Origin of the sequence: Mesorhizobium sp. SP-1A, assembly GCF_032460275.1 — a bacterium.
In the GTDB taxonomy this organism is placed as follows: Bacteria; Pseudomonadota; Alphaproteobacteria; order Rhizobiales; family Rhizobiaceae; genus Mesorhizobium.
The window spans coordinates 833,812-856,031 of sequence record NZ_JAVXZD010000002.1 but is presented as its reverse complement, the minus strand read 5'-3'; the positions used below and the strand labels follow the sequence as shown (position 1 = coordinate 856,031).

The window sequence follows — 22,220 nt, the reverse complement described above, 5'->3', positions numbered from 1 at the left end:
AAACCTATTTACTTGGAGAAGATTCGCACCACCTTTTCGACTGCCTGTGCGATGACCTTACGCATCTTTTCCATCACCTGATCTAGGTGCTTCTGGAAGTCTTTTGCAAGGTTTTTGTCTTCGTTTGTACCTGAAATAGGTTTGTTTCCTTTTTGCAGGATGTCAAGCTGAGCATTGAACTTCTTGCTGAATTCTTCCGCATCGAAGCGGTCGCCATGGCTCTTTTCAAGCTTGGCAAAACTTGCTCCGGTTTTTTCAACCGCTTCCGCCATTCTTAGTCGGGCATCGGTGACGTTTTCCCACTGAGCGTTGAATTCAGGATTACTCATGGCATTGTCCAGCGCCAGCTTGGCTTGAACACTGGTGTTTTTGCCTTCCTGAATATCTGAAACCAACTGAGAAACAGAGATATTTTGCGCAGTGGCCATTTCAGCAAGCGCTTCGCCGCCGAGGCTTTTCCCGAACGTTTCATTCAGAATGCCGACTTCCTTGTCGAGAGCTTTGATGCTGTCCGACATTCTATGGAAATTGCTGTTCAACTGGGATGCTCGATAGTTCAGGACGCGCTCCGACAGGCCTTCTTTCGCAACCTTTCCGCTATTTCCAGTCTTGGAGAACATCTTGGCGAGAAGACCTGTGATACTAGGAGCGCCGCCGCCTCCCATCTGCTGTTGCATCTTTTCGGCAGCTTCAGCAGCCTTCTGAGCCTTTTGCTTGTTCTTGACCTCTGTCTGGTACAGCTCCTTCGCACGAAGCTTCTGAGCGTCGCCTGAGTATCCAAAATCGCCTGCAGCCTTTAGACATGCGGCGTAAATTGGATTGTTCTCGTTCAGTTCGTCTTCAGGCTTAGCTTCAGGGTTGGCTTCCGATGTGGCTTCTGGAGCCTGCGAAGACTCCCCTGAACCAGACGAAGGCGTCTCTGCTGCCTCTGCTGACGCAGCCTGTTCCGTGGACACCGCAGGTGCCTCGGCTTTGGCCTGTTGAGCCTGAAGATACGCGGCCTCTATCAGCTGATCTCGCTCACTCTTTACGGGCGCGGCTTCAGTAATAGGGGCCTGTGTCTCTGGGCTTACGACAACAGTTTCGTCATGAACTGCATCGCTATCGGCGGACTTATCGAGAGGTCCGCTGACGATGTGAGACTCTTCGTCAGTCTTTTCGATTTGTTCTTGAACCGCAAGGTCGCGCTTTGGAAGTCTCATTTATGCAGTCTCCTATTGTGACAATTAAGGGATTATCCGCTAATTAATGGCGGATAATGTCCTTTCGAGTATCGTCATTCATAATAGAAAGCTGGTTTGCAAGAATGAACCCGATTTTTTCGAGCATATCGTAAGATTCAAACTGCATGTACGTCTGCACGGCAACCATGTTTTTGATGCACTTCAGTGCATTGGTCGAAGTCTTGTCGCAAGCGCCGAGACGTTCGGAGTCGAGGAGGAAATTTCTCGACATGATTTTCATCCAGTCGTGATTGCTGATCCCAGCCTTATCGAAGTCAGCATTCTGGAAACCCGGCATCTTTTGGACGCTACCCTGCGCCCAATCGAGGAGTTTTTTATCCTTCTGTGCAACGCGGTTACCGATGTAGTCCGCAGCAACGCTAGTGGCTATGGCAGATCGGCTGGAGTAGCTGATGTTGTTTGCAGCCTTCTCACGTTCCGAAGGTTCATTGATCGTGTCCTTCGACAATGGGGTAACAGTCGAACCAGCGAATGCGTTCAGGACAAAGAGTTTTGCAGCGGCTTCGCGTTCTGGCGTATAGGTCGAGACTGCGCCGTCTTCCTGATAGAAAACCGAGTCAGCGGCACTGATGTCGGCATTTGGCTTCTCGCCAACCGCCGAGCAGAGACCAATATCAACGTCTGCCTGGGTCGCGTATTTGCAGTGTGCTTCGACGCGAGCAAGCATTGCAGCAGACTGGCCGTCCTTTGCGGGACCTTCTTGCCCCGTAAGGAACTTGTCGACCTCGACCGCGAGCTGGCGGGAATACTTCTTCGCGCCTTTACCAGCGGCACCGCCACGAGATCCGGTGATCACGCGGCAAGAGTTCGAACCTGATTCAGCATCACGGATCGCGTCAATACGAGCCTGCTCAATCGACTTGACTGTCGCACGGTCATCCTGCTGGTCGGCAAGCGTGTGTTCGGCACCGCTCTGTTCACGAAGATTGCCCGAGAGCTGACCAGTTGAGAGCTTCATTGCTTCGATGATAGCGAGCTGCATGGCCGCCAGCTTCTGGCTGAAATGGTTGGCGAGGTTCTTGGCGTTGCCGTTGGCATTACTATGGTCATAATATTTGCCGCAACAACTGCTTCCTGCCGTCTGAAAATCAACACTCAGCGACGTACCTAGTCCGGCCGGGTTCGATTGATTTGGCTGATTGGAACCACCTGTCGTGCCCGTGGACTGAGCAAAAGCGGCCGACGCCATTCCGAGGGAAGCAACGAGGGATAGACCAATTATTTTCTTTAGCATTAGATGCCTCCTATTATCTAATAATTACCGAAACAGCTTGCTCAGTGAAGCTCTGGAATTAATGTCATTGTTGTTTAGCGCATCGAATTTAGCAAACTTTGCGCCGTAAACGGTTTCTGCATTCGACTTCGGGTTATTGAACGGATTTCCGGTCTGAGCGTCCGCCATCGTCATTTCCGGTGTAAAACCGCCGTAATCTGCGGTCTGAAAGGCGTCGCTTCCGAAAGCGCCAGCGATCTGCTCAGCCACTGGAACGGCGGCATTACAGGACCAGTTTTGTAACTGATTGGTGAGATTTCCGAGCGATGGAGGTTTGAATAGAATATCTGCACCAGCATTCTGGAAGAGCTTGTCAAGGCAACTCATTCCGGCAAAGCCCGTCATGCCGCCCGTGGTCTGTGCCATACTGCTGAAACCGAATTCCTCGCTGGATGCCACCGAGACAATATCATTGACATGCTTGTTTGCTTGATCAACCAGGCCTTGCGCGATTTCTGGTTCACAGGTTCCGTCGACGCCTGTCGCGCCCGAGGAATTAGTAAAATTTGCGGTAGATTGATTTCCCAGCATGCCGCCATTCGGCGTGTAGCTATTGATAACAGACGACAGGTTAAATCCAGCGCCCTTTGACATCGCCTCACTCAGAATATTTCCGATGTTCGGGTTTGAAGAGTTCAGCTTTCCTGTTCTGAGGAAATTGTCGAATTCTGAAGTGCCAACTGTCATGGCACCCGCAATCATCGAAGATTCATCAAGCTTGAACCCGCCAATCGTGCCGCCAAGAAACTGATTGGTGCCCATGGCAACCAACTGCGACCATGTTGACTGAACGGCATCAACGGAAATCGGAAGTTTGGTTTCTCGCTCAAAGGTCTTCAAGCTAAGGTTATTTGCGCTCGCCAATGAGGCAAACAGCATTGTTGATGCAAGAGCCAGAGAAAGAACAAAGGTCTTTTTCATTAGCATTACTCCTTCCGATTGGACTCAATTCGGTCGGCAACTGTGTAGACGGAGCCATTCCATCCATAAGTTGCAAACCCCTTTGAGGTTTCCAAAGTTATATCGTTATATCCGTCTCGTTCAGTGATAACGCGAGACGCGTCTTTCATTGTCGATGAGCTGAGGATCGCATTCCATTTTCCATCAGTTTGCTTGACCACTCGGACAGGACATCCTGTCTTTGTTCCGCAAACGGACTTGCCGCTAAGTCTAAGGAGAACGAGGTCCTTCTTCTTCGAAATAGGCGTCGCAGAGTATTCAATCTTTACTCCGCTACCTGTGGCAAGCAGTTTGCCTGCGCCTTCGCCAAAGAACGACGCATAGCTAGCCGTTTGAGCAGCGGGCACTTCTTGCCACTCAATTGATGTCCACCGCTCATCTTTAGTAGGTTCAAACGATTTACTAAATAGATCCCATTGCCATTTCATTCCGTCGACGACGATATTGTCTGGTTGACGCTTCCCGACTTTGATATCGTCAATCTTTGTCGCATAGCGGTCGAAAACAACGTTCCATCTTCCGTCTTTGAAGTGGGAGATGGTTGTACGGCATCTCTGCATATCAGCGTCACACGAATTGGTGTGAACGAAGCGAGCGATGATTTCACCTACACCGTCGCTATCCAGATCTACGACAGCCGTCTGAACAGCAGCACCAACGCGATCAGCAAGGTATGACGAGAACATCACATTCACGAGTTCGCGTTCACGTGAATTCACCTGCTCTCTGAGTTCGACAGGCGCGGCATTTGCCGTGATTGCGATCAGTGAAGCCGCAAGTATTAGGGAAAGGCGTTCGATCATTTAAAGAGGTCTCCGATACGGGGAGTGCCAACGGAATCACCATTCGGCAAGCTGATGGAAACAGGGAAGGAGCCTGGGTTGCTACCCATGTTGATGCCGCTGAGAATTTCTCCCGGCTTCAGGATGCTACCGCCGTTGATGCCACTTCCGCCCATGGCCTTATTGAAGATCTGAGAAGCCTGCTCGCAGGCTAGATTCTTGACCATGTTGAGAATGCCGTCGAGGCTCGGTGGCTTGAAGAAGATGTCCATGCCACCGCCCTTCATCAGATTGTCGAGGCAGGTGGTGGAGGCGAATGAGCCTGGGCGCTGCGAGAAGTTCTTGGTGGCAAGATCACCGAAGGAGTCTACGTAGGCCGAGCGCTGTTGATCCAGCACGCTTTCCACTTCAGGCGCGCAGTCGTTCGCTGCCATGGCATTGCCCGCAACCGAAAGGCCAACCGTTGCAGCCACAACTGCAATCTTTATTCGCTTCGAAATACTCATATGCCACCTCCAGACTTCATTTCAAATTCACTTGCGACCTCAAAACCAGCGCCTCGAATAATTCCCAGCGTTGATGCATCGACGATGCTATGGGCCACCCTCGGCCCGAGCGATTCAACCAATGCTCGAATGTCTGCCATAAATAGCGGAGCCACTTTATCTGAGCCGTCTGTAGCACCGCCAGCGCTCTCTTCGTCAGTCATAAGCTGGATTGCCCGAACTACATCAGGATAGTCGCGGGCGGCGAACCAAGCAAGAAACCGAATGCGCTTTGGCCGACCAAAATCAGCGAAGATATCGGCCTTAGAGAGAACATACTCCAGGATTTCACGGCCGTTCTTTAGGGTCTCAAGTTCACGCACAATGTCGTTATCTTGATCAGTCGGCTTTAAATCCTGTTTGCTCATGCAAGAAGCGACGTCGTCCGGTAGGAGATCAAACCATTTTTCCATCGATTCTTTGCTTAACCAGTTCATACACTTGTTCCTTGCGGCATTTCGCTTGAAGATAATTCTATTAATTGAACATCTTGCAACAGTTCCAGGCAAGCATCTAGGAGAAAGAAATGGAAAACGTAACTCCAGCATACGGAAATAGGGTCGAACAGGGTGGTATCCTCGGCGATATTTTTGGACTTCCGTTTATGGCGGCCGATCAGGTCAGAGACCTTGGCGATGCCTTGACCCAGATGAATGAGCTGACTCCAGCTCCAGTTCCAACAAACGACGACACCTATGAGCTGACGCCTCCAGCACCTGGCCCACGTCGTTAAATTCCACGAAAAATAAGCCAATATTCCGGCCGAAAAATAAAATTCGATAATTAAGCACAAAAATCGTTGACACAGCTCGGGTTTGATTTCACCTTTAAATCATCCCGAGCAAACATTTAAGGAGCTTAATTATGTCGGATGATATCACCTCTGAATCCCAGACCATCGCCGTTGGTCAGCTGCGCGCCTTCATCGAACGCATCGAGCGTCTTGAGGAAGAAAAGAAAACTATAGCGGATGATATTAAGGAAGTATTCGCCGAGTTGAAGGGGTCTGGTTTCGATTCGAAAATTGTAAAGACGATTATCCGCCTCCGTAAAAAGGAAGATCATGAGCGCCAGGAAGAGGAAGCTATGCTTCAGCTCTACATGGATGCTCTTGGAATGAGTTAATTAAGACTTCCTATCCCATCAGTTTTACTGGTATAGTGAATGCAGGGCGGCTTGTTAACACAGGTCGCCCGTTTTCTATTGAGAAGATAGATATGCCAAGTTTAGGAGGCATCACCTCCTTCCACGGGTCGAGGCGTCCTGTGCTGACCGGAATAAAAACTCTTAGCTTAACGGGATTGAGGGCGCTTGAGTTCTTAATTCTGATATCAGGGCAATTCAACGCGATCCAGTCATGATTTTTAAGCCCGAAAACAATAGCGGCTGTCTTCCATTTAATACCCCCTAAAGCCTTGTTGTCGGTATCTGACCAGCAGAGAACCGGATTTTTCTCGTAAAGGCTTAGAGCAAATCGGCGAGCTGCCAAAGGTGTCAGATATAGGTCACCATTTTCATATTTCGCGCCGCCACGGATAATGAGACCATTGATCCACTGCATGAGGGGATGGCTTTCCATTTGTGACGACATTGATGACCTCGTTTTTCATCGATTTATTATTCAATGGTTGCGGTAGGGGCCGCCAGCTGTAAAGCTTTGAAGACAGATTGATTGATTGGGAGTGTCATATGACGTCCGAAGCCTCGATGATTGCGGATCTTGCGAACATTTTAACTGAGGGGTTGGATGGCTCGTTCACGGTTCTACCGGCGACTTTTTATGTTGCGATTATTCATCCAGAGCTAGGTCTTGCCGCTGTTGTCCCCACTGACAATGAGCGTCTTGCGCAGAATGCAGCCAGCGATCTTACGACCAAGGCAGCCATGGCGGGCATCGCCTGGCCTGCAGTTCATTTTGGCATCTCCCAATCGCGGGTAGCGCCCCCATGGTTGATCCGCGCTGGTGCAGGCAGCATTGTCGACATCACAACCAGCATGAAGATGTTGTCGGCGGCTCGCCCAGTCCTTGGAATGCAAGGGGCCTTGAGCGTCATCAATCAGCTGGTCAGCATCAAGAAGGCTGTGGAAGAGGTCGCGATAAAAACGACCGTAAAGCCGAAGCGGGCGTTGGATGAAAAGATGCAGAGGATGCTCAAAGTCAGCATCGAGCAGGTTCTGCAGGATCGCACGGCCTATTTGGCTGGTGTCGAGATAGATGCAGACGACCTTGCGTCTCCAAGTTTCATGCTGCCCGCATTGCTTGTATCCGCTGGGCTTAAATGGGCCATTCCTGTCGCATCAAAAAAAGGGCAGGGCGGGTTTCTGATCACGATGGAAAAAGATGACAAGGCGGTATTGGGATATACCGTTACCAAGATAAATCATTCGGCTCCGCTTCTTCTTTTCGTGCCGATGGTTGATGTTATTAGACGCTCATTCAAGAATGGCGAATGCATCATGGATGAAGTGGTTCAAGAGTTTTCGGATTATCTTGATCGGAATCAGCTTGATAACAGTGAACTTGGCGACATGGAAATAAATGCCGCGTCCAGATAAGGGATATTGAGGTTGGAGATATGACATTAAGACTGCCTAAAAGCCAAAGTAGAGATAATGGATTTGGCGCAGAAGCAGACATGATCTATCGCGAGCAGCGCGAGGAGAGATTTCGAACTAAGGTCGCGATTCAGCAGTTTCTGAACCACAATGGTCCGCTGTTCCGTGCTTTCGCCAAGGCAGGCACTTCGATCAATGAAGTTTTGGATGGGGACGTATTGCGCGTACATGCATCCAACGCCATGAAGTTGGCGGTCTTGATTGCGGCCGAGATCAACAAGAAGTCGCCTGAAGAGGTGACAGCTGCAGAAGCAAAGCCGTTTCGCACCGACGCTGCTGAATACGTCGCCGATCTTTGGTTGAGCAACAAACCTATTGATGTCGAAAAAGCGGCAAAGGAAATGGCGTCCGCAATCAATCTGGCTGACAAGAGCTGGGATTTCGACAGCTTCAAAGATGACAAGATGTCTGATGATGCATCCTTGATGATCTCAGCCGTATCTCTGGCAGGTTCCTTGTCGAAACTGGTTGACATCTACGATTTCCGTCTGGGCAAAGAGGAAGCTCTTGGCAAGGTGGTCAACTACGTTGTGAGAACGGCATCGAAGATGGCCTCTGACATCCTTCCTGGAGAAATTCGTGACGCTGATCGCCGGAACGTGACGCAGACGCTTTCTCGCAATCTTTGCTCGCTTATGGAAGCTTGCTATGAACGCAAGGCAATTGAAGTTGCCTCGCATCTTGAAGGAAGCAAAATGACCGAGGCCCAGAAGTCGAAGTGGCTGGCCGAAACAAAACCCGTCGATGACATTCTCAGGTCATTTTCCGAATGGTCGACTTGCTTCGGAGCGTTCGCCTTGGCCGCCTCTCAGGGAATGAAATCGCAGAACACTCCTGAAAAGGACAACAAAACGGGTCTTTGACGCCTTCACAGTCGAATTAATCTGATCCACACTGATTTAAGTGAAAATCTACGTGGATCAGATTAATGGACGCGATATTGCTCGACCTATCGCTGGCATATTCGACATTTGAATATCCAATTTTGACTGCATTTATGACGCTGGTTTTGTTCCTGACTGGCGCAATGTTTGCCAGCTTTACTGGTCTCGTCGTGCATCGAATTGGACATCTTTCAGAAGATGACTCGATCCTGTACGCAATTTCGTTCCCACCGTCTCGATGCGAGGAATGCGGCAGGAGGTTAGGACTGATAGACCTCATTCCGGTGATAGGTTGGGTCATCAGGGGAGGGCGGTGTCCAGATTGTCGATACTCGGTTCCAAAAATCTATCCAATCATAGAAGCCATACTGGGTATTTGCACGGCAGCCATTCCGTTCATCGTAGGGGATTTCGATTGGTGGGTTCTAAGCCTCGTCATTTTGCTCTGGACTGGGTTTCTGATCGCCTGGATCGACTATGAGCACCATATTATCCCTGAAGAGCTGACGTGGTTCTTACTCTTCGCTGGGCTTCTGGTGACGCCTGCCGTCTTTGATGTATATGACCGGATCATTGGCGCAGCTCTCTGCGCGGCGGCGATGTGGTCAGCCATGTTCGCCATTGGCATCGTGACGAAGGAAAACACGCATGCGGGAGGCGATGTCGCTTTCGCGGCTGTTGCGGGAGCATGGATCGGCGTCCAGTTTGTGCCGTGGTATCTGCTAATCCTTAGCGCACTCTACATCCTCCACGCCTTTCCTTTGCGGCTAAGGGGGATCAAGTGGGTGCCGATGGGGCCGTCACTTGTCTTGGCGCTTTTGATCTCAATGCTGATTTTGCATGCTAATTTTGATCGGCTTTTGTGAATTTCAAGGCAGTTCGCTTAAAATGTTTACGTTGGATTCTTACGGAGTCAGCGGCCCGTTTTTGTGCGCCTGCTAACTTGCGGAATAAGCGGAAGCAATATGGCGAAGGAAACTTATAGAGGCGAATTTGTTAGTTGGCGTGGCGAGCAGAAAAAGGGCAGGCCAGGCTTCGCGAGCGTTCGCTATGAGTCCAGCGGCCATTTGATTGATGCTGTTGCAAGCGGCCCCTTTAGTCCGTTGATGCAACCAGGTGAATGGTTCCTGGCAGAGGGAAAGGTTGTTCAGTCTGAATTCAGAGGTCAGCCACAGCTGAAGCTTTTTCTTAGTTCTGTATTGCCCGATCTGCCGCTTACGGAAGTTGGGGCCATCCAGATTTTTAGGACGACCTTCAATTTTGATCGGCACGCAATATCGCTAGATGCGATAAAGGAATTCGTGGCTAAACACGGTTCGAAGGTTGCGCTGAAGGTCGAAAAGAATCCCCAGTTGCTTTTCGAAATGTCGAAGAACCCAACTGAGTGCGGGCCGGAAATTTTAAAGGCTTGGAATCTTCGGGTTTCCGCGCGTGAGCCTTTCCGCGTTTTGGAAGCGGCTGGCGTCAGCGAAGTAGCTTTGAAATCAATTATTCAGTTTCATCGTGACAATACGATGAACATTATTAATTCCAACCCATATGAATTGGCGGAATTGCATAAGGTTGGATTTCTGGAAGCCGACAAAATTGGCAAATACAAGAAGATCGATAAGGGCGACCTTCGCCGTGTTCGTTCTGCGGTAAGGGAAGCCATTTCCGGCAATCGGGCTGGGAATGGCAGTACCTATTCGCCTGTGAACGAACTGCTTGATCAGCTTCCGGTAAAGGATATCGAAGACAAGGTCGCCCTTGGCGTTCTCTTTTCGGATTCAAGCCTTGATGTGACGCAAACCTCCGAAGGTTTCATCGCGCAAGATGTCGTCATGCGTAACAACGAAATGTTCATTGCCACCAAAGTCAGTGAAATGGTTGAGGCTGGCCTTAAGGCATCGAGCGATCACATTGATGAGGTGTCTGAGAAGGTGCTTTCTCAGCAGAAATACGCAGTGTTCGATGAAATTCAGAGGTCAGCCGTTATGACTTCTGCCAGAGAGCGTATTGCTATCCTCACTGGCGGTCCCGGCACAGGTAAGTCGACGGTGACGGAGGCTATCGCTGAGATTGCGAGCCTTACGTCTACAGGCCCAGTTATCCTTGGAGCGCCGACAGGTAAGGCCGCTGTGCGACTTACGGAGACGACCAAAAAGAAGGCCTCGACCGTCCATAGGGTGCTTGGAGCTAAGGGCGGTGCCAGTGTCTCTTTCGACTACAACGGAAGCAATCAACTTCCGGCTGGATGCACTGTTATCATCGACGAAGCGTCCATGTTGGATGTGGAGCTGACTGCGGCCTTGTTGGAAGCAATCCCATCGGACGGCAAGCTACTGCTCGTCGGTGATAAGCATCAGTTGCCAAGCGTCGGCGCTGGTTACGTTCTGGGCGATCTGATTGGAGCAGAAGGAGTGAATGGGATCAAGGTTCCCGTCTCGGAACTGAGCAAGGTCTATCGTTCTGATTCCGTGATCGCTACGAGCGCTGCAAAGATGCGCGAAGGAACCTTCAGTGCAGGGTTCTTGAGCAACGTAATGCGCGACGGCATCGTTATGTATGACCTGGATGGCCAGGCGATGGCGGACAAGGTCGTCTCGATGTTCAATGACGATCAATTGGATCGTTTTCAGGTAAATCATCTTTCCGAGATTGCGATTCTTTGCCCGCAGAGAACTGGAATTTGCGGTACCAATCAGCTTAATGAGATGCTGTCGAAGAAGCTGAACCCACGCGGCGCGGCAATCTTTAATGACGCGACGAAAAATGGCCCAAATGGTCCTCTGCCAAGGGTTGGAGATCGCGTCATGGTCACGAAAAACGACTATGAGCACGACATCATGAATGGCGATATTGGAACGATTAAGTCTGCAGCGAACGCGAAGAGCGCTGATGGTCGCCAGACCAAGGTTGTAAAGATCGAATTTGACTCTGGAAAAACGGTCGAAATACCTGAAAGTCGAGCGAGGGAACTGATCCTTGCCTACGCGATTACAGGTCATAAATCACAGGGAAGCCAGTACAAGGTCGTGATCATGCCGATCAGCCCCGATCATGAGCGCATGCTGGATCGCACGCTGGTCTACACAGAATGGACGCGAACGAAAGAAAAGCTGGTTCTCGTCGGTAATCGCGATTTGCTGGACGCTTCGGTCAAGAAGGTGACAGCAGGAGAGCGAAAAACCAGGCTGAAGACGTTTCTGGGTGAAAAACTCAGCTACATCAACGGTGTTGAAGCGAAGAAATCTGCGACTGCCATTGCGGTCTCGGGAAGTGCCATGTCTCGTCCAGCAAGGGTATCTCGACCTGCACCTTTGGCGAGACCTGCGCCTTTGGCGCGGCCTCCCGCATTAGGGCGTCCTGCTGCGCTAGAGCGACCGACACCTTCTCCAACATCTCCTGCGCCTGGGTTATCGCGTCCGTCTGGATTGGGCAGACCTGCGCCTGTAGCATCTCCAGCTCCTTCGGTTGTTCAAGCCGGAATGGGGCGTCCGGCATTCCAAGGCATGGGAAGGCCTCCAGTTCCTACAAAGTCGGCTGAACCAGAAGAAGAGACGATGCGCCCAAAATTCTAATTTCGGCGATTGTCCTTTAATTCTTGACCTCGAATTGCCCTTATTCGACAATAGATTAAATGGATAATTCGTCGTAATTAGGATTGAATATGTCACTAACTAGTTTTCTTTCCAGCGTAAGGTCTGCCTCCGATAGTCTTACAAAGAAGCCATTGTCTTCATTCTGTTTTTTGGAGACCGCAGATGGTGAGGACATCCTGATTGGGAAAGATGGTTCGATGGCATCGGTGGTTCGTATCGATGGTATCCAGCGAATTATCGGCGATGAGGAACTGGATTCCATTATTCACGACATGAACCTTAAAATGTCTCCTTATCTCGGCAGGGAAGGGCATTCTATTCAGGTTTGGTTCTGCCGTGACCCAGACCTCGCTACCCAGATGGTCAAGGACCTCGTTCGTCCTAGTCGAGGAGTGGCAAAAAAGCTCGGCCTCGATTTGGACGATTTGTTTCATTCCGAAGAAACGACGTTGCCGAAACACGTCGTGTGGGAAGGCTTTTACATGGTTCTGTGGACTCGATTGTCCATTCTGACCAAAAAGGAATCCGAGAACGCTCGTGCCGATCTGGTGCCGCCAAAGATGATGCCATCATTCGCCGATGCGCAGGATTTTACGCGTGTCAGCCGTGCCATCAAGGATCGTCATAGATCGTTCGTGCGCAATTTCGTCAGCGATCTTCGGCAAATGCAACTTCGTGCAGCTGTCCTTGAGACGAAGGAAGCTATTAAAGTCATGAAGTGGTCTGTGTACCCCGACCTCGTCGGGGCAGATTGGAAACCATCTATTCCAGGTACTACTATAAATATTCGTACTCCGGAATTTTCGGACTACGATGCCTCTCATTTGATGTGGCCGCGATTGGAAGAACAGATTTTTGACCGAGAAGGGGTGCGCATATCGCCTCGAATAGTCCAGCTCGGCTCAAAATATTTTGCTGGCATGGACATGGTCATTGGACCACAGGAAACGCAGTCCTTTGGTCATCTTCTCAATCGCATGCTTGAGGACGAATTCCCATGGCGTGTCTCCTTCATGATCGAAGGCGAGGGGCTACGGTCGATGGACGTCAAGGCGTTCCTTGCGTCGGTTTTCCAGATTACCAACAGTGACAATCGTCAGATTCACGAAGCCATCAAGGCCTTGAAGGCTGAACGACAGAGCGGAACCACCGTAACGAAGTTCCGAGTTTCGTTCGCGACTTGGGCAGATGTTGGTGAAAATGGCTTGCGGACGATTGAAGAGCGCGCTGCGCGACTTCAGCGTTCAGTAGAAGCGTGGGGCTATTGCCATGTTTCTCCGCTGGTCGGTGATCCGATGGCGGCAGTCATGTCTACGACCCTCGGATTGGATGTCGGTTCCACGGCCCCAGCTGGTGCAGTGCCGTTGCCTGACGTGATCGCGATGTTGCCTTGGAACCGAGACGCATCTCCTTGGAGGTATGGCTCCGTTCTGTTCAGAACTCCTGATGGCCGTCCTTGGCCGTATCATCCTGGTTCCTCGCTTCAGGACACCTTCATCGATCTGATCTTTGCTCCTCCAGGCAAGGGTAAGTCGGTTCTGATGAACACCATCAATCTGGCACTCTGTCTCTCGCCGTCGTCGACGACTGGAACGGGTGGTGCCCAGCTGCCGCGTATCGCGATCATCGATATCGGCCCTTCCTCGCATGGTCTGATTTCTGTTTTGCAGGAAGCTCTGCCGCCAAATCGAAAGCACGAGGTCGCCTACAAGCGTCTGCGGATGGATCATGAGCACTCGATCAATCCATGCGACACCCAGCTTGGTTGCCGTAAACTCTTGCCTCTGGAAAAGTCGTTCCTCCTGAATTTTTTGACCACGCTTGGAACAGAGCCTGGAGCGGAACGTGCTCCAGAAGGATTGGCGGGTATTCTCAGCGTCGCTATCGATGCCGTCTACGAGAAATACAGTGATCGTAGCCGTAAAGGATCACCGAAGCGCTACAATGCGAATGTTTCTCGTGCTGTCGACCGTGCGATCAACAATTATGCCATCCCGTATCAGCCAGGCGTCACCAGTTGGTGGGAAATCGTCGATGAACTTTACAAAAGAGGCGACACCCATACGGCAATGTTGGCTCAACGTCATGCCGTTCCTCGCATCGAAGATTTTCAGGCCATTTTATTCGACGATCAGATCACGGACATCCATGGTTCGGCAAAGACCATGACGACCGAAAAGGTCGTTGAGGTCGCAGCTCGTATTATAAATAGCGCAATTCGTGAATATCCGATCCTACAACGCCCAACCAATTTTGATATCGGCGAAGCTCGGGTAGTCGCGCTCGATCTTGATGAAGTGGCTCCAAAGGGTGGTGGTCCTGCCGACAAGCAGACAGCGTTGATGTACATGCTGGCGCGATTTGTTCTGGCTCGCGATTATTACCTTAATCCTGATATCATCAGCGACATTCCTGAGGACTATCGCCCTTACCATATTCCTCGTATCAGGCGTATTAAGGAAACCCCGAAGCGCATCGTTTATGACGAATTCCACCGTACTTCTAATTCGGAAGCCGTTCGCGCCCAGGTCATGATCGATATGCGTGAAGGCCGCAAATTCGGCGTTCATATCTGCCTCGCGTCGCAGATGCTCGAAGACTTCGATAAGAACATGATTGACATGGCGACAGGGCATTGGATTCTGGGCGTCGGCACCGAACGTGCAGTCCTCGAAACCCAACGGCAATTCGGCCTCAACGAGACGAGCACCGCAATCGTTCGCAGCCGTCTCAATGGTCCTCGTGAGGGCGGTGCTCCATTCCTTGCAGTCCTGAAGCTTAAGGAAGGCCATCACGAACATCTGTTGATCAATACGCTTGGGCCTACCAAAATCTGGGCGTTCTCGACGACCGCCGAAGACGTTGCTCTTCGTAATCGTCTATATGATCTGCTTGGTGCCGTTGAAGCCAGAAGGCGTCTATCTATTCGCTTTAAAAACGGTTCGGCTAAGAGCGAGGTCGAAAGACGGGTTGCGGTAATGATGGAGCGCGGTGGCACATCCGAGGATGAAGCCGAATCCGGCATCATCGAGGAGCTGGTTCAGGAAATTACGGCCATGCAGATGTAGCGGCATTGCAAAGGGGCGGCTCAAAGGCCGCCTCTCTTGTTTGATGCGCGCTGCACGGGTACCCTAGCAGAGACCAGCCTAGAGAATAGACATGAAGTTCGATTTGCCTGCTGGGCGGATGCCCATTGAAGCCCCCAAGCCTTTCAAAGTCGAATATCCGTATGGGAAGCCTGGAGATGGTTTTCGCATCTTCGCTCGTGAAGGCAAGGCGACTTGTGTGGCTTACCATAAAGGTGTCGACCCATTTCAACTATCGGGCATCGAGCAAGGCAATCTGTATCGCTATGGCCCAGGTGATGAACAATACGAGACGCTGAAGGCGAGCATGCAGCAAGACGGCTTTGTTGGTGGCGACGGCCAGCGGATTATCATCCATGTCGACGAGAACCGGAGCTGGGTTGCGGAAGGCAATCATCGCCTGAGAGTAGCCTTGGAGGTCGAACTTCCAGCGGTCGAGATCGAGGTTCGGTATTTAAACCGTTGCGACGAGGATTTCCTGCTTATTCCTTTTGATTACAATGATCCCGAAATTCGGGTGTATTCCGATTAAAGAATCGCGTTATCCAGAACGGATTATCCCTTCTAAAATTCGATAAATACCCATTCTCTGTGGATATTAGGTTGACCGAAACCTATTATCAGAGACAATATCTGGGACGAATTTAGGAGAGAATTTTGGACACAATTAAAAAGATTATCCAAGTGATCCGAGAGATTGGTTTTCGGAACATAATGCTCGCTTTTGTCCTCTCTGCATTTATCAGCATTTGTGGTGGGTCAATCGTCAGCCATTATTTTGGAGACAATGCAGCTGAGGTCGCCGATCTTTCCAAGGCTGAGGCTAAAGAAGTTGGGTACAGCGATTTTCTGAAGCTGGTCAAAGACCACAAAATTAGCACTGCTAAAATCCAAGCCAGCAAGGTTGAAGCGGTGGGTAGTGATGGCCAGAAATATAAGCTTAATCACGACCGTTGGTTATTTTCGACGTCTTTTCCCAAGGATCTTGCGGATGCTGGCGTAGATGTGACATTCCCTGGGCCTGAAGATAAGTCGGTTGGTGAAACTATTGGCTATGTGGTTGCCATAACACTCCAGATCGCATTCTTGACGCTTTTGGGTTTGGTGGCCTTCGTGTTCCTGCGGAGTGCCTCTGGTAGTATGTCCAACTGGCCAGAGCTTGCGAAGGAAAACACCATTCGTTTCGCAGACATTGCAGGGCAGGACGAAACCAAGTTTGAGTTGGAAGAAATCCGCGATTTTCTGTCGAATCCGGCTGCCTATGAAGCGACAGGTGCAAAGCCTCCGCGTGGTGTCTTGATGGTTGGACCTCCCGGAACAGGCAAGACCATGCTTGCACGCGCTGTGGCCAATGAAGCGGGAGTGAATTTCTTCGCTGTCACGGGGTCAGATTTTTCCGCGATGTATGTTGGCGTCGGGCGCAACCGTGTAGCCAAGCTTTTCAAGGAAGCGCGCAAACATGCGCCTTGCATCATCTTCATCGATGAAATCGATAGCGTCGCCCGGAAGCGTGGTGGCGGCTCCAGTGATGTCGGACGCGAGCAGGACACGACCCTCAACCAGCTCCTAACGGAAATGAATGGCTTCAAGCCTCGTGATGGCATCGTCGTCATCGGTGCTACGAACCGTATCGATGTGCTTGACCCAGCACTCACGCGTCCTGGCCGCTTCGACCGCCATGTCTTTGTGAACAACTCGGATATGGATGGTCGTAAGGCAATTCTCGAAGTCCACGTGAAGGGCAAGCCTATTGGTTCCGATGTCGATCTTATGGTCGTTGCGCGCGGCACTCCTGGGTTTTCGGGCGCTGACCTTGAGAACCTCGTCAATGAAGCCGCCATTGTCGCTGCTCGGGCCAAAAAGACGGTCATTACCGCAGCGCATTTCGAGGAAGCACGTGACAAGGTCCTGATGGGACTGCAGCGCAAGTCGCTCATCTTGGACGAACAGGAAAAGAAGCTGATCGCGGTCCATGAAGCGGGGCACGCTGTGGTGGCCACATTGACCAAGGGGTCTGATCGTGTTCACCAGGCGACGATCATTCCGCGAGGCGCGGCGCTTGGTCTGGTCATGCGTCTACCTGAGCGCGACCGTTTCTCGGTGCCGTTGAGCAAGCTCCTTGCCGATCTTGACGTCGCCATGGCAGGTCGCGCTGCTGAAGAGCTTGTTCTGGGTAAGGAGAACATCACCACGGGCGCTTCAGGCGATATTGATCAGGCCACGAGTCTGGCAAGGAAAATGGTCACCGAGTGGGGTATGAGCGAAGTCATCGGCATGGTTCGTGCCGTCGACGAAAATGGCAAGCCTACGGCGGCTGCAGAACCGGAAATCCGCAAGCTGATCGATGAGGCATATGCTCGCGCCAAGACCTTGCTGGAAACCCATCGAGACGCACTGGATCGTTTGACGCAGGCGCTCTTGGACAAAAAGACGCTTGATGGTACGGAGGTCACAGAGATCGTGACTGGCGTGGTGAATGATTCCGCAGCCTGAGGATCTCGGGCAACGGGAAGGGCGCTGAGATCACTCTCAGCGCCCTTCTTTGTGTTAAGTCTCGTCAGTTCACATGCGAGGGGCGGGACCAGTCTCAAGATTGAGTTCCGCCTCAGGCTTCACCGCCTCTGCGATGGTTCGCATGTGCCCGTTTATGGTCGTGCGCTCGCTGCCTGACGGGTAGGGATCGCCCTTGTAGTCGTCGCTCGCGTATCGGCCATCTTCCACGCCGTGAACGAGGTAGTCTGAGCATCCGCCTCTCTCGTGAATCTCATCGAATACCCATGCCTCGAAGGCGCGAGCAAAGAGTTCGTTCGGGCGTCTATAGTAGTCTGACGAACCACATAGTTTCTGGGCTTGGACGTAGTAATTGCTGTCGCCTTCTCCGTAATCGGTAACGCGCCCGTCATTTACTCGGGCAATCATATCCTCGACGTGCTTAGCTCGCGCCCTTCTGTCGTCAAGCCATGGCCCGACTTCCTTGAGGTACTTCTTGTTCGTTCTTTCAAGCCCATTTTCAATTATGTTTTTGATCGAAGTTTCGTGTTTCTCGATCTCTTTCGAGTAATTTTGGAGGCTTGTCGTCAGCCTTTCAATTATCTCTTCTTTCGTGAGAGGGCGTTTATAGAACGACTTCATCGTGTTGCTACACGCGTCGCCAATGGCCTCGGCGCGATGCGGTATGAGTCTCTTAGGCTCGATGCCAGGAATGTTCCATCCAGTCGCCGATGGAATACCACCTGGCACTTGCGCTGGAGTGCCCGTGCCTAGCCAGTGATCAAGCGCATGTGCGAATTCATGAGCAAGAGATCCGGCTCCAGAGAGTTTTGTCATGTTGATGACGCGCTGACCTGGCTCGTAATGGGCGGCGTATCTTCCGCTTCCACGTGCGCCGAAGGCCAGGCCAAGCGTGCCATCGAGCGAGAGTGCCTTTGGTTCCCATCCCATGACTTCAGCAAGGTCCATCAATGCCTCGTAGCCGAGGTTCAGAACCTGCTGGCGCTCAGCATTTGGGAGCCAATTTCCGAACTGAACGCCACGGAAGCCGAACGTCTCCAGAAAATCCTCAGGCGTAATGTCTTGACCACCACGGTCGTAAGTAAGACCTGTACGTTCCAGCTTGTCGAGGTGAGGGCGCTTTGGTTCAATCTTCTCGTCGCCCTTCTTGACAGCGCGCTTGGTGGTATTCTGTTTTGCCCATTCCCATGCAGCATCTTCGCTTTCGAATCCGCTCTTCAGGACCTTTTTCGAGCGCAAGAGAGTGAAGCCGCCGCCCCAGCCCCTTACGACCTTCATGTTGCGCTTCCAGTCGTTTTCCTTGGCTGGGAAACCTGCCTTGATCATGTCCTCCGCTTTGATTACGTCCGATAAGCTCAAAGAGAGTGGGGTGCTTGTGGTCTTGTAAATCACCCATTTTGCATTGCCGAGGCTGTTTTCCTTGGCGTGGGCTTCATATCGCCGATGGATATCTAAAACATCCTGAGTGGTTTTGCATGCCACCGCCATGTCTCTCACAAGGCCAACCAAATCTACAAAAGCTTTGCGCCCAGCCATAGGTTCGACACCGTGCCAAGTCCGAGGCTGTTGGGCCATCTGGTCGCGTATGATCTTAACCAGCGCCGCCGCCTTTGGCTCCATGCCGTTCTCGACCAGCTGTTCGTAGTCAGGCTTTGGCCAAATGTTATCTTTCTTGACGTGGAGAACGACTTCTTCGTCAGTCATGGACTCGACGTCAGCTCGCGACATTGCGTTGATGTGCCAGTCCTTGCGGGCACCCGCAATGAATTCGCCAGCATCTTCGATTTTGTTCGGTTTTGTGGGTTCAGACATGACTGACTCCTCCTATCACATTCCTGGCGCTCTGTTTTGAAGTTTCAGCTCTTCAGGAGTCGGCCATGCGTAGGCGTAGGTGCCCATGAAGTCTGAGAAGACGATGACATCGAAATGCTCATCCTTCTCGTTGTTGTATCCACGGTAGTGGCCGACAGGAGATGTCCTGTATCCAGGAATGATGTTTCCCCCTTCAAAAGGTGCGTCTTGTGAGACCAGGTCGGCATGCTCTTCGATAAACATAGCCAGAGGTTGACCTGCAGGTAGTTGTAGGCACGAGACGCGTTCAATCGGAAAGCCATCCAGAAGATTGTCCATATAAGAGCCGAATAGCGCGCGAATTTGTTCGACCATGAACTGAGGATGCTCTCTTATTTCGAACCATTCTCCTTCATGATGGTCGGAGTAGAGGTCCTTGAGGCCGAGGCTCTCGTAAGTCGGAGCGTTTTTGGCATTAATCTTGGCCATGAGGTCCATAAAGGACAGGCCGTCACGAAGATCGCTCGTTACGATGTCGAACATGCCGACATTGTATTTGTCTTCGACCTTGTCTGAATCGCGCAATTGCTGGGCAGTCATGCCGATGTCCATGATGTGCATCTCGGCACCTGCGACGCCGTGGCAGGCAGCATATTGGTCATTCAAAGTCTGCATGAATGAACAGAGTGACTTGCCGTCGTCGGTGACGCGGATAGCTGACTTCTTGAATTCCTCCAGCGGCATTGGACGTGAGCCGCCCTCGATGTGGACGACTTTCTCATCGAAGTTAATGGAATAGCGGATCGCTTCATTGCGGAACGGGTCACGAACCGCCCACATGCCTATGCCTTCTTCGTTTTCTGGAACTATGCAAATGGCGTTATTCAGCTGTTCATCCGAATATTGAACAGCATCGCCTTCCACATATGATCCTTCCCATTCTCCGTTGGGTTTTTGACGTAAAACGACGAGGTCTGAGAAAACGAATTTGGAGCATCCGGCGAAATTCATGATAATGCCAATCTGTTATCTGTTTATTTCGATAATGCTTGCTCGTGTGGTAGCTTTTCACAAGGAAATCTCTGCGTGAAATTCAGTTCGCGATGTGATAAAAAGGGCTTGCTCGAATTAAAGGAAGTTGAGAATGACAGCAAATACTGCTTGGCGTCTTTATCTTGACGACGATGCTGACGATGCACGCAGGCCGGATATCTCCGTTGAAAATCCTGGCTGGCGAATGCGAGCAGGACTACCGAAGAACCCGCCGTTCTTGCAGCATCTTGGAGGCTGGGTGATTGCGAAGAATTATCAGGAAGCCATCGAAGCAATCAACGCATTGGGCTTTCCAACCTTCGTTTCATTCGACCACGACATCGCGAGCAAAGAAACGGGTGTTGATGTCGCCAAGTATTTGATTGATATCGATCTTGATACTGGTGCGATGCCTGAAGACTTTGCCTTTGAGGTTCATTCGGCAAATCCTGTCGGACGCCGAAACATCATCATGTTGCTTGAGGGCTATCTAGGGCAGAAGGAATGGCCTTCTAATTCACCTAAGTGAAAATCCGCTCCTATTCAGGGGCGGCCACCGGAGCGGCTGGAATTTCGTTGTTTTCTTTTGAAGATGTGGCACATAGAGCCATCGTGCCAATCACAAGTAACATGCCTATAGTGGCCTTGATCGCTATGTTCCAGGTGTCCGTAGCTTTTCGCTTCGGGGATTCGTCAAACATTTCATCTCGTTTCATATTTAAAAACGGTGCGCCGTGCACGATTTTTCCCACTCTATAGCAGATTGGATAATTTCTTCAATATTTGAATATTGCGGTTTCCACCGAAGTTCGTTTTCCGCAAGGGTGGTATCCGCAACAATTATGGCTGGATCGCCCTCGCGCCTTTCTCCTTCGATAATTTTGAAGTCATTCCCTCCGATTCTATGGGCAATTTCGACGACTTCTTTTACCGAGGTGCCAACGCCTGATCCGAGGTTGATGGTGATTGATGGCTTGCCTTGCTGCAGGCGCTGGAGCGCGAGGATGTGTCCATGGGCGGCATCTGTGACGTGAATGTAGTCACGGACGCAGGTGCCGTCAGGTGTCTCGTAGTCGAAACCGTTGATCTGGATGCTGTCGGTGATCCCAATCCCTGCCATGGCTGCAAGCTTCACAAGGTGGGTAGGGCTGTCAGGCCATTGCGGCACACGTTGCTCCTTGTCCACGCCAGCGACGTTGAAGCATCTGACGATAGCGTAGGTGAAGTTGTATCGCTTCTGTGCGTCGGCCAGAATGGCTTCGAATGAGGCTTTGGAATCGCCGTACGGCGTGTTTGGAGCCAGTGGATGGTCTTCCCGAACTCTGTCTGTCTTTGGTTCTCCGTACACCGCCGAAACGGAAGAGAAGACGAACCTGCAGACGCCAGCCTGGAGTGCGGCTTCGAGCAGTGCTTGCGACTTGACGGTATTGGTTAGATAGGTCTGCTCAGGGTTGGCGATGGAGTAGGGGACTGAAGTCACGGCGGCCAGATGAATGACGGCCTTTATGTCATGCGCTTCGATGATCCGGGTCACAAGCCCGGTGTCTCCTATGTCGCCCATATAGAGCATCACGTCGTTATCAAGGGCTGATCTGCGGCCGACAGATAAATCATCCAGGATCACTACTTCTTGGCCTGAATTGATGAGTTCAAGAACGACATGACTGCCGATGTATCCTGCTCCACCCGTCACAAGAATAGTCATTGAATCACCGTGTCTTTCAATTCGTTATAAAGATAATATGTCCGCAACGATTACGCCACCGATTTATTTCGCATTGAGGTTCTGGATTTTCTCGACCTTTTATTATTGGCGGAGAATTGAGGAAAATGCCATGGAACAGAAATATCTGCGCAGCCCGAAATCGGCCGAAATAGATGGATCGATGGCTGAATATCTTCGAGATGTAAA

General features: G+C 51.1%; 21 protein-coding genes. 10 read left to right on the top strand and 11 right to left on the bottom strand.

Translation table 11 applies throughout. The annotated features are described in order from the left end of the window. Positions 1–8: 8 nt before the first annotated feature. Genes QU595_RS13155 through QU595_RS13130 form a run of 6 tightly spaced genes read right to left on the bottom strand, consistent with a single transcriptional unit; the run spans position 9 to position 5,241 of the window. Positions 9–1,202: a hypothetical protein gene (locus tag QU595_RS13155; RefSeq protein WP_315922648.1), complete on the bottom strand. Its 1,194-nt coding sequence runs from the start codon at positions 1,200–1,202 to the stop codon at positions 9–11. A 43-nt stretch (positions 1,203–1,245) separates the two neighbouring features. Continuing rightward, positions 1,246–2,478, bottom strand: a complete 1,233-nt coding sequence (locus QU595_RS13150; RefSeq protein ID WP_315922646.1) for a hypothetical protein — start codon at positions 2,476–2,478, stop codon at positions 1,246–1,248. Positions 2,479–2,502: 24 nt separating this feature from the next. After that, positions 2,503–3,438, bottom strand: a complete 936-nt coding sequence (locus QU595_RS13145) for a hypothetical protein (RefSeq protein WP_315922644.1) — start codon at positions 3,436–3,438, stop codon at positions 2,503–2,505. A 5-nt stretch (positions 3,439–3,443) separates the two neighbouring features. Further along, positions 3,444–4,280: a hypothetical protein gene (locus tag QU595_RS13140; RefSeq protein ID WP_315922642.1), complete on the bottom strand. Its 837-nt coding sequence runs from the start codon at positions 4,278–4,280 to the stop codon at positions 3,444–3,446. Beyond that, positions 4,277–4,765, bottom strand: a complete 489-nt coding sequence (locus QU595_RS13135) for a hypothetical protein (protein ID WP_315922640.1) — start codon at positions 4,763–4,765, stop codon at positions 4,277–4,279. Before QU595_RS13135 ends, QU595_RS13140 begins: the two co-directional genes overlap by 4 nt. Continuing rightward, entirely contained in the window at positions 4,762–5,241 is a 480-nt protein-coding gene (locus tag QU595_RS13130) for a hypothetical protein (protein WP_315922638.1), read from the bottom strand. Before QU595_RS13130 ends, QU595_RS13135 begins: the two co-directional genes overlap by 4 nt. Positions 5,242–5,330: 89 nt before the next feature. Here QU595_RS13130 and QU595_RS13125 point away from each other — a divergent pair, with 89 nt between their 5' ends. Beyond that, positions 5,331–5,537 (top strand): hypothetical protein, encoded by a 207-nt coding sequence (locus QU595_RS13125; protein WP_315922636.1) that lies wholly within the window; start codon positions 5,331–5,333, stop codon positions 5,535–5,537. Between the two features lie 131 nt (positions 5,538–5,668). Continuing rightward, complete coding sequence (locus QU595_RS13120) at positions 5,669–5,929, top strand: DUF2312 domain-containing protein (RefSeq protein WP_315922635.1); 261 nt, start codon at positions 5,669–5,671, stop codon at positions 5,927–5,929. Positions 5,930–5,939: 10 nt separating this feature from the next. Here the strand turns inward: QU595_RS13120 and QU595_RS13115 are convergent, their stop codons facing one another. Continuing rightward, the gene (locus QU595_RS13115) at positions 5,940–6,395 is read right to left on the bottom strand and encodes a hypothetical protein (protein WP_315922633.1); all 456 of its coding nucleotides are present in this window, start codon (positions 6,393–6,395) and stop codon (positions 5,940–5,942) included. A gap of 98 nt (positions 6,396–6,493) precedes the next feature. On the opposite strand from QU595_RS13115, the gene QU595_RS13110 reads away from it, so the two are divergent. From QU595_RS13110 to ftsH, 7 genes are all read left to right on the top strand, one after another. Beyond that, the gene (locus QU595_RS13110) at positions 6,494–7,360 is read left to right on the top strand and encodes a hypothetical protein (RefSeq protein WP_315922631.1); all 867 of its coding nucleotides are present in this window, start codon (positions 6,494–6,496) and stop codon (positions 7,358–7,360) included. Positions 7,361–7,440: 80 nt separating this feature from the next. Next, complete coding sequence (locus tag QU595_RS13105) at positions 7,441–8,283, top strand: hypothetical protein (RefSeq protein WP_315922629.1); 843 nt, start codon at positions 7,441–7,443, stop codon at positions 8,281–8,283. 65 nt (positions 8,284–8,348) lie between these two features. Beyond that, entirely contained in the window at positions 8,349–9,170 is an 822-nt protein-coding gene (locus QU595_RS13100; protein WP_315922627.1) for a prepilin peptidase, read from the top strand. 99 nt (positions 9,171–9,269) lie between these two features. Continuing rightward, on the top strand, positions 9,270–11,867 hold the full coding sequence (locus QU595_RS13095; RefSeq protein ID WP_315922625.1) for an AAA family ATPase: 2,598 nt from the start codon (positions 9,270–9,272) through the stop codon (positions 11,865–11,867). Positions 11,868–12,085: 218 nt separating this feature from the next. Then, the gene (locus QU595_RS13090; RefSeq protein ID WP_315922623.1) at positions 12,086–14,956 is read left to right on the top strand and encodes an ATP-binding protein; all 2,871 of its coding nucleotides are present in this window, start codon (positions 12,086–12,088) and stop codon (positions 14,954–14,956) included. A gap of 91 nt (positions 14,957–15,047) precedes the next feature. Beyond that, on the top strand, positions 15,048–15,506 hold the full coding sequence (locus QU595_RS13085) for a hypothetical protein (protein ID WP_315922621.1): 459 nt from the start codon (positions 15,048–15,050) through the stop codon (positions 15,504–15,506). 125 nt (positions 15,507–15,631) lie between these two features. Further along, entirely contained in the window at positions 15,632–17,467 is a 1,836-nt protein-coding gene (gene ftsH / locus QU595_RS13080) for an ATP-dependent zinc metalloprotease FtsH (protein ID WP_315922619.1), read from the top strand. Between the two features lie 69 nt (positions 17,468–17,536). On the opposite strand, the gene QU595_RS13075 is transcribed toward ftsH, so the two are convergent. Together QU595_RS13075 and QU595_RS13070 are read right to left on the bottom strand one after the other, a co-directional pair. After that, positions 17,537–19,297 (bottom strand): LPD1 domain-containing protein, encoded by a 1,761-nt coding sequence (locus tag QU595_RS13075; RefSeq protein ID WP_315922617.1) that lies wholly within the window; start codon positions 19,295–19,297, stop codon positions 17,537–17,539. Positions 19,298–19,312: 15 nt separating this feature from the next. Beyond that, a complete protein-coding gene (locus tag QU595_RS13070; protein ID WP_315922615.1) occupies positions 19,313–20,200 on the bottom strand; it encodes a hypothetical protein in 888 nt (295 codons plus the stop codon). A 220-nt stretch (positions 20,201–20,420) separates the two neighbouring features. On the opposite strand from QU595_RS13070, the gene QU595_RS13065 reads away from it, so the two are divergent. Further along, positions 20,421–20,837 carry a cyclic-phosphate processing receiver domain-containing protein gene (locus QU595_RS13065; RefSeq protein ID WP_315922613.1) on the top strand — a complete coding sequence of 139 codons (417 nt, stop codon included), beginning with the start codon at positions 20,421–20,423 and terminating at the stop codon, positions 20,835–20,837. Positions 20,838–20,847: 10 nt separating this feature from the next. Here the strand turns inward: QU595_RS13065 and QU595_RS13060 are convergent, their stop codons facing one another. Both QU595_RS13060 and galE read right to left on the bottom strand, forming a co-directional pair. Next, positions 20,848–21,009, bottom strand: a complete 162-nt coding sequence (locus tag QU595_RS13060; RefSeq protein WP_315922610.1) for a hypothetical protein — start codon at positions 21,007–21,009, stop codon at positions 20,848–20,850. A gap of 17 nt (positions 21,010–21,026) precedes the next feature. Beyond that, entirely contained in the window at positions 21,027–22,013 is a 987-nt protein-coding gene (galE, locus tag QU595_RS13055; protein ID WP_315922608.1) for a UDP-glucose 4-epimerase GalE, read from the bottom strand. Between the last annotated feature and the right edge of the window lie 207 nt (positions 22,014–22,220).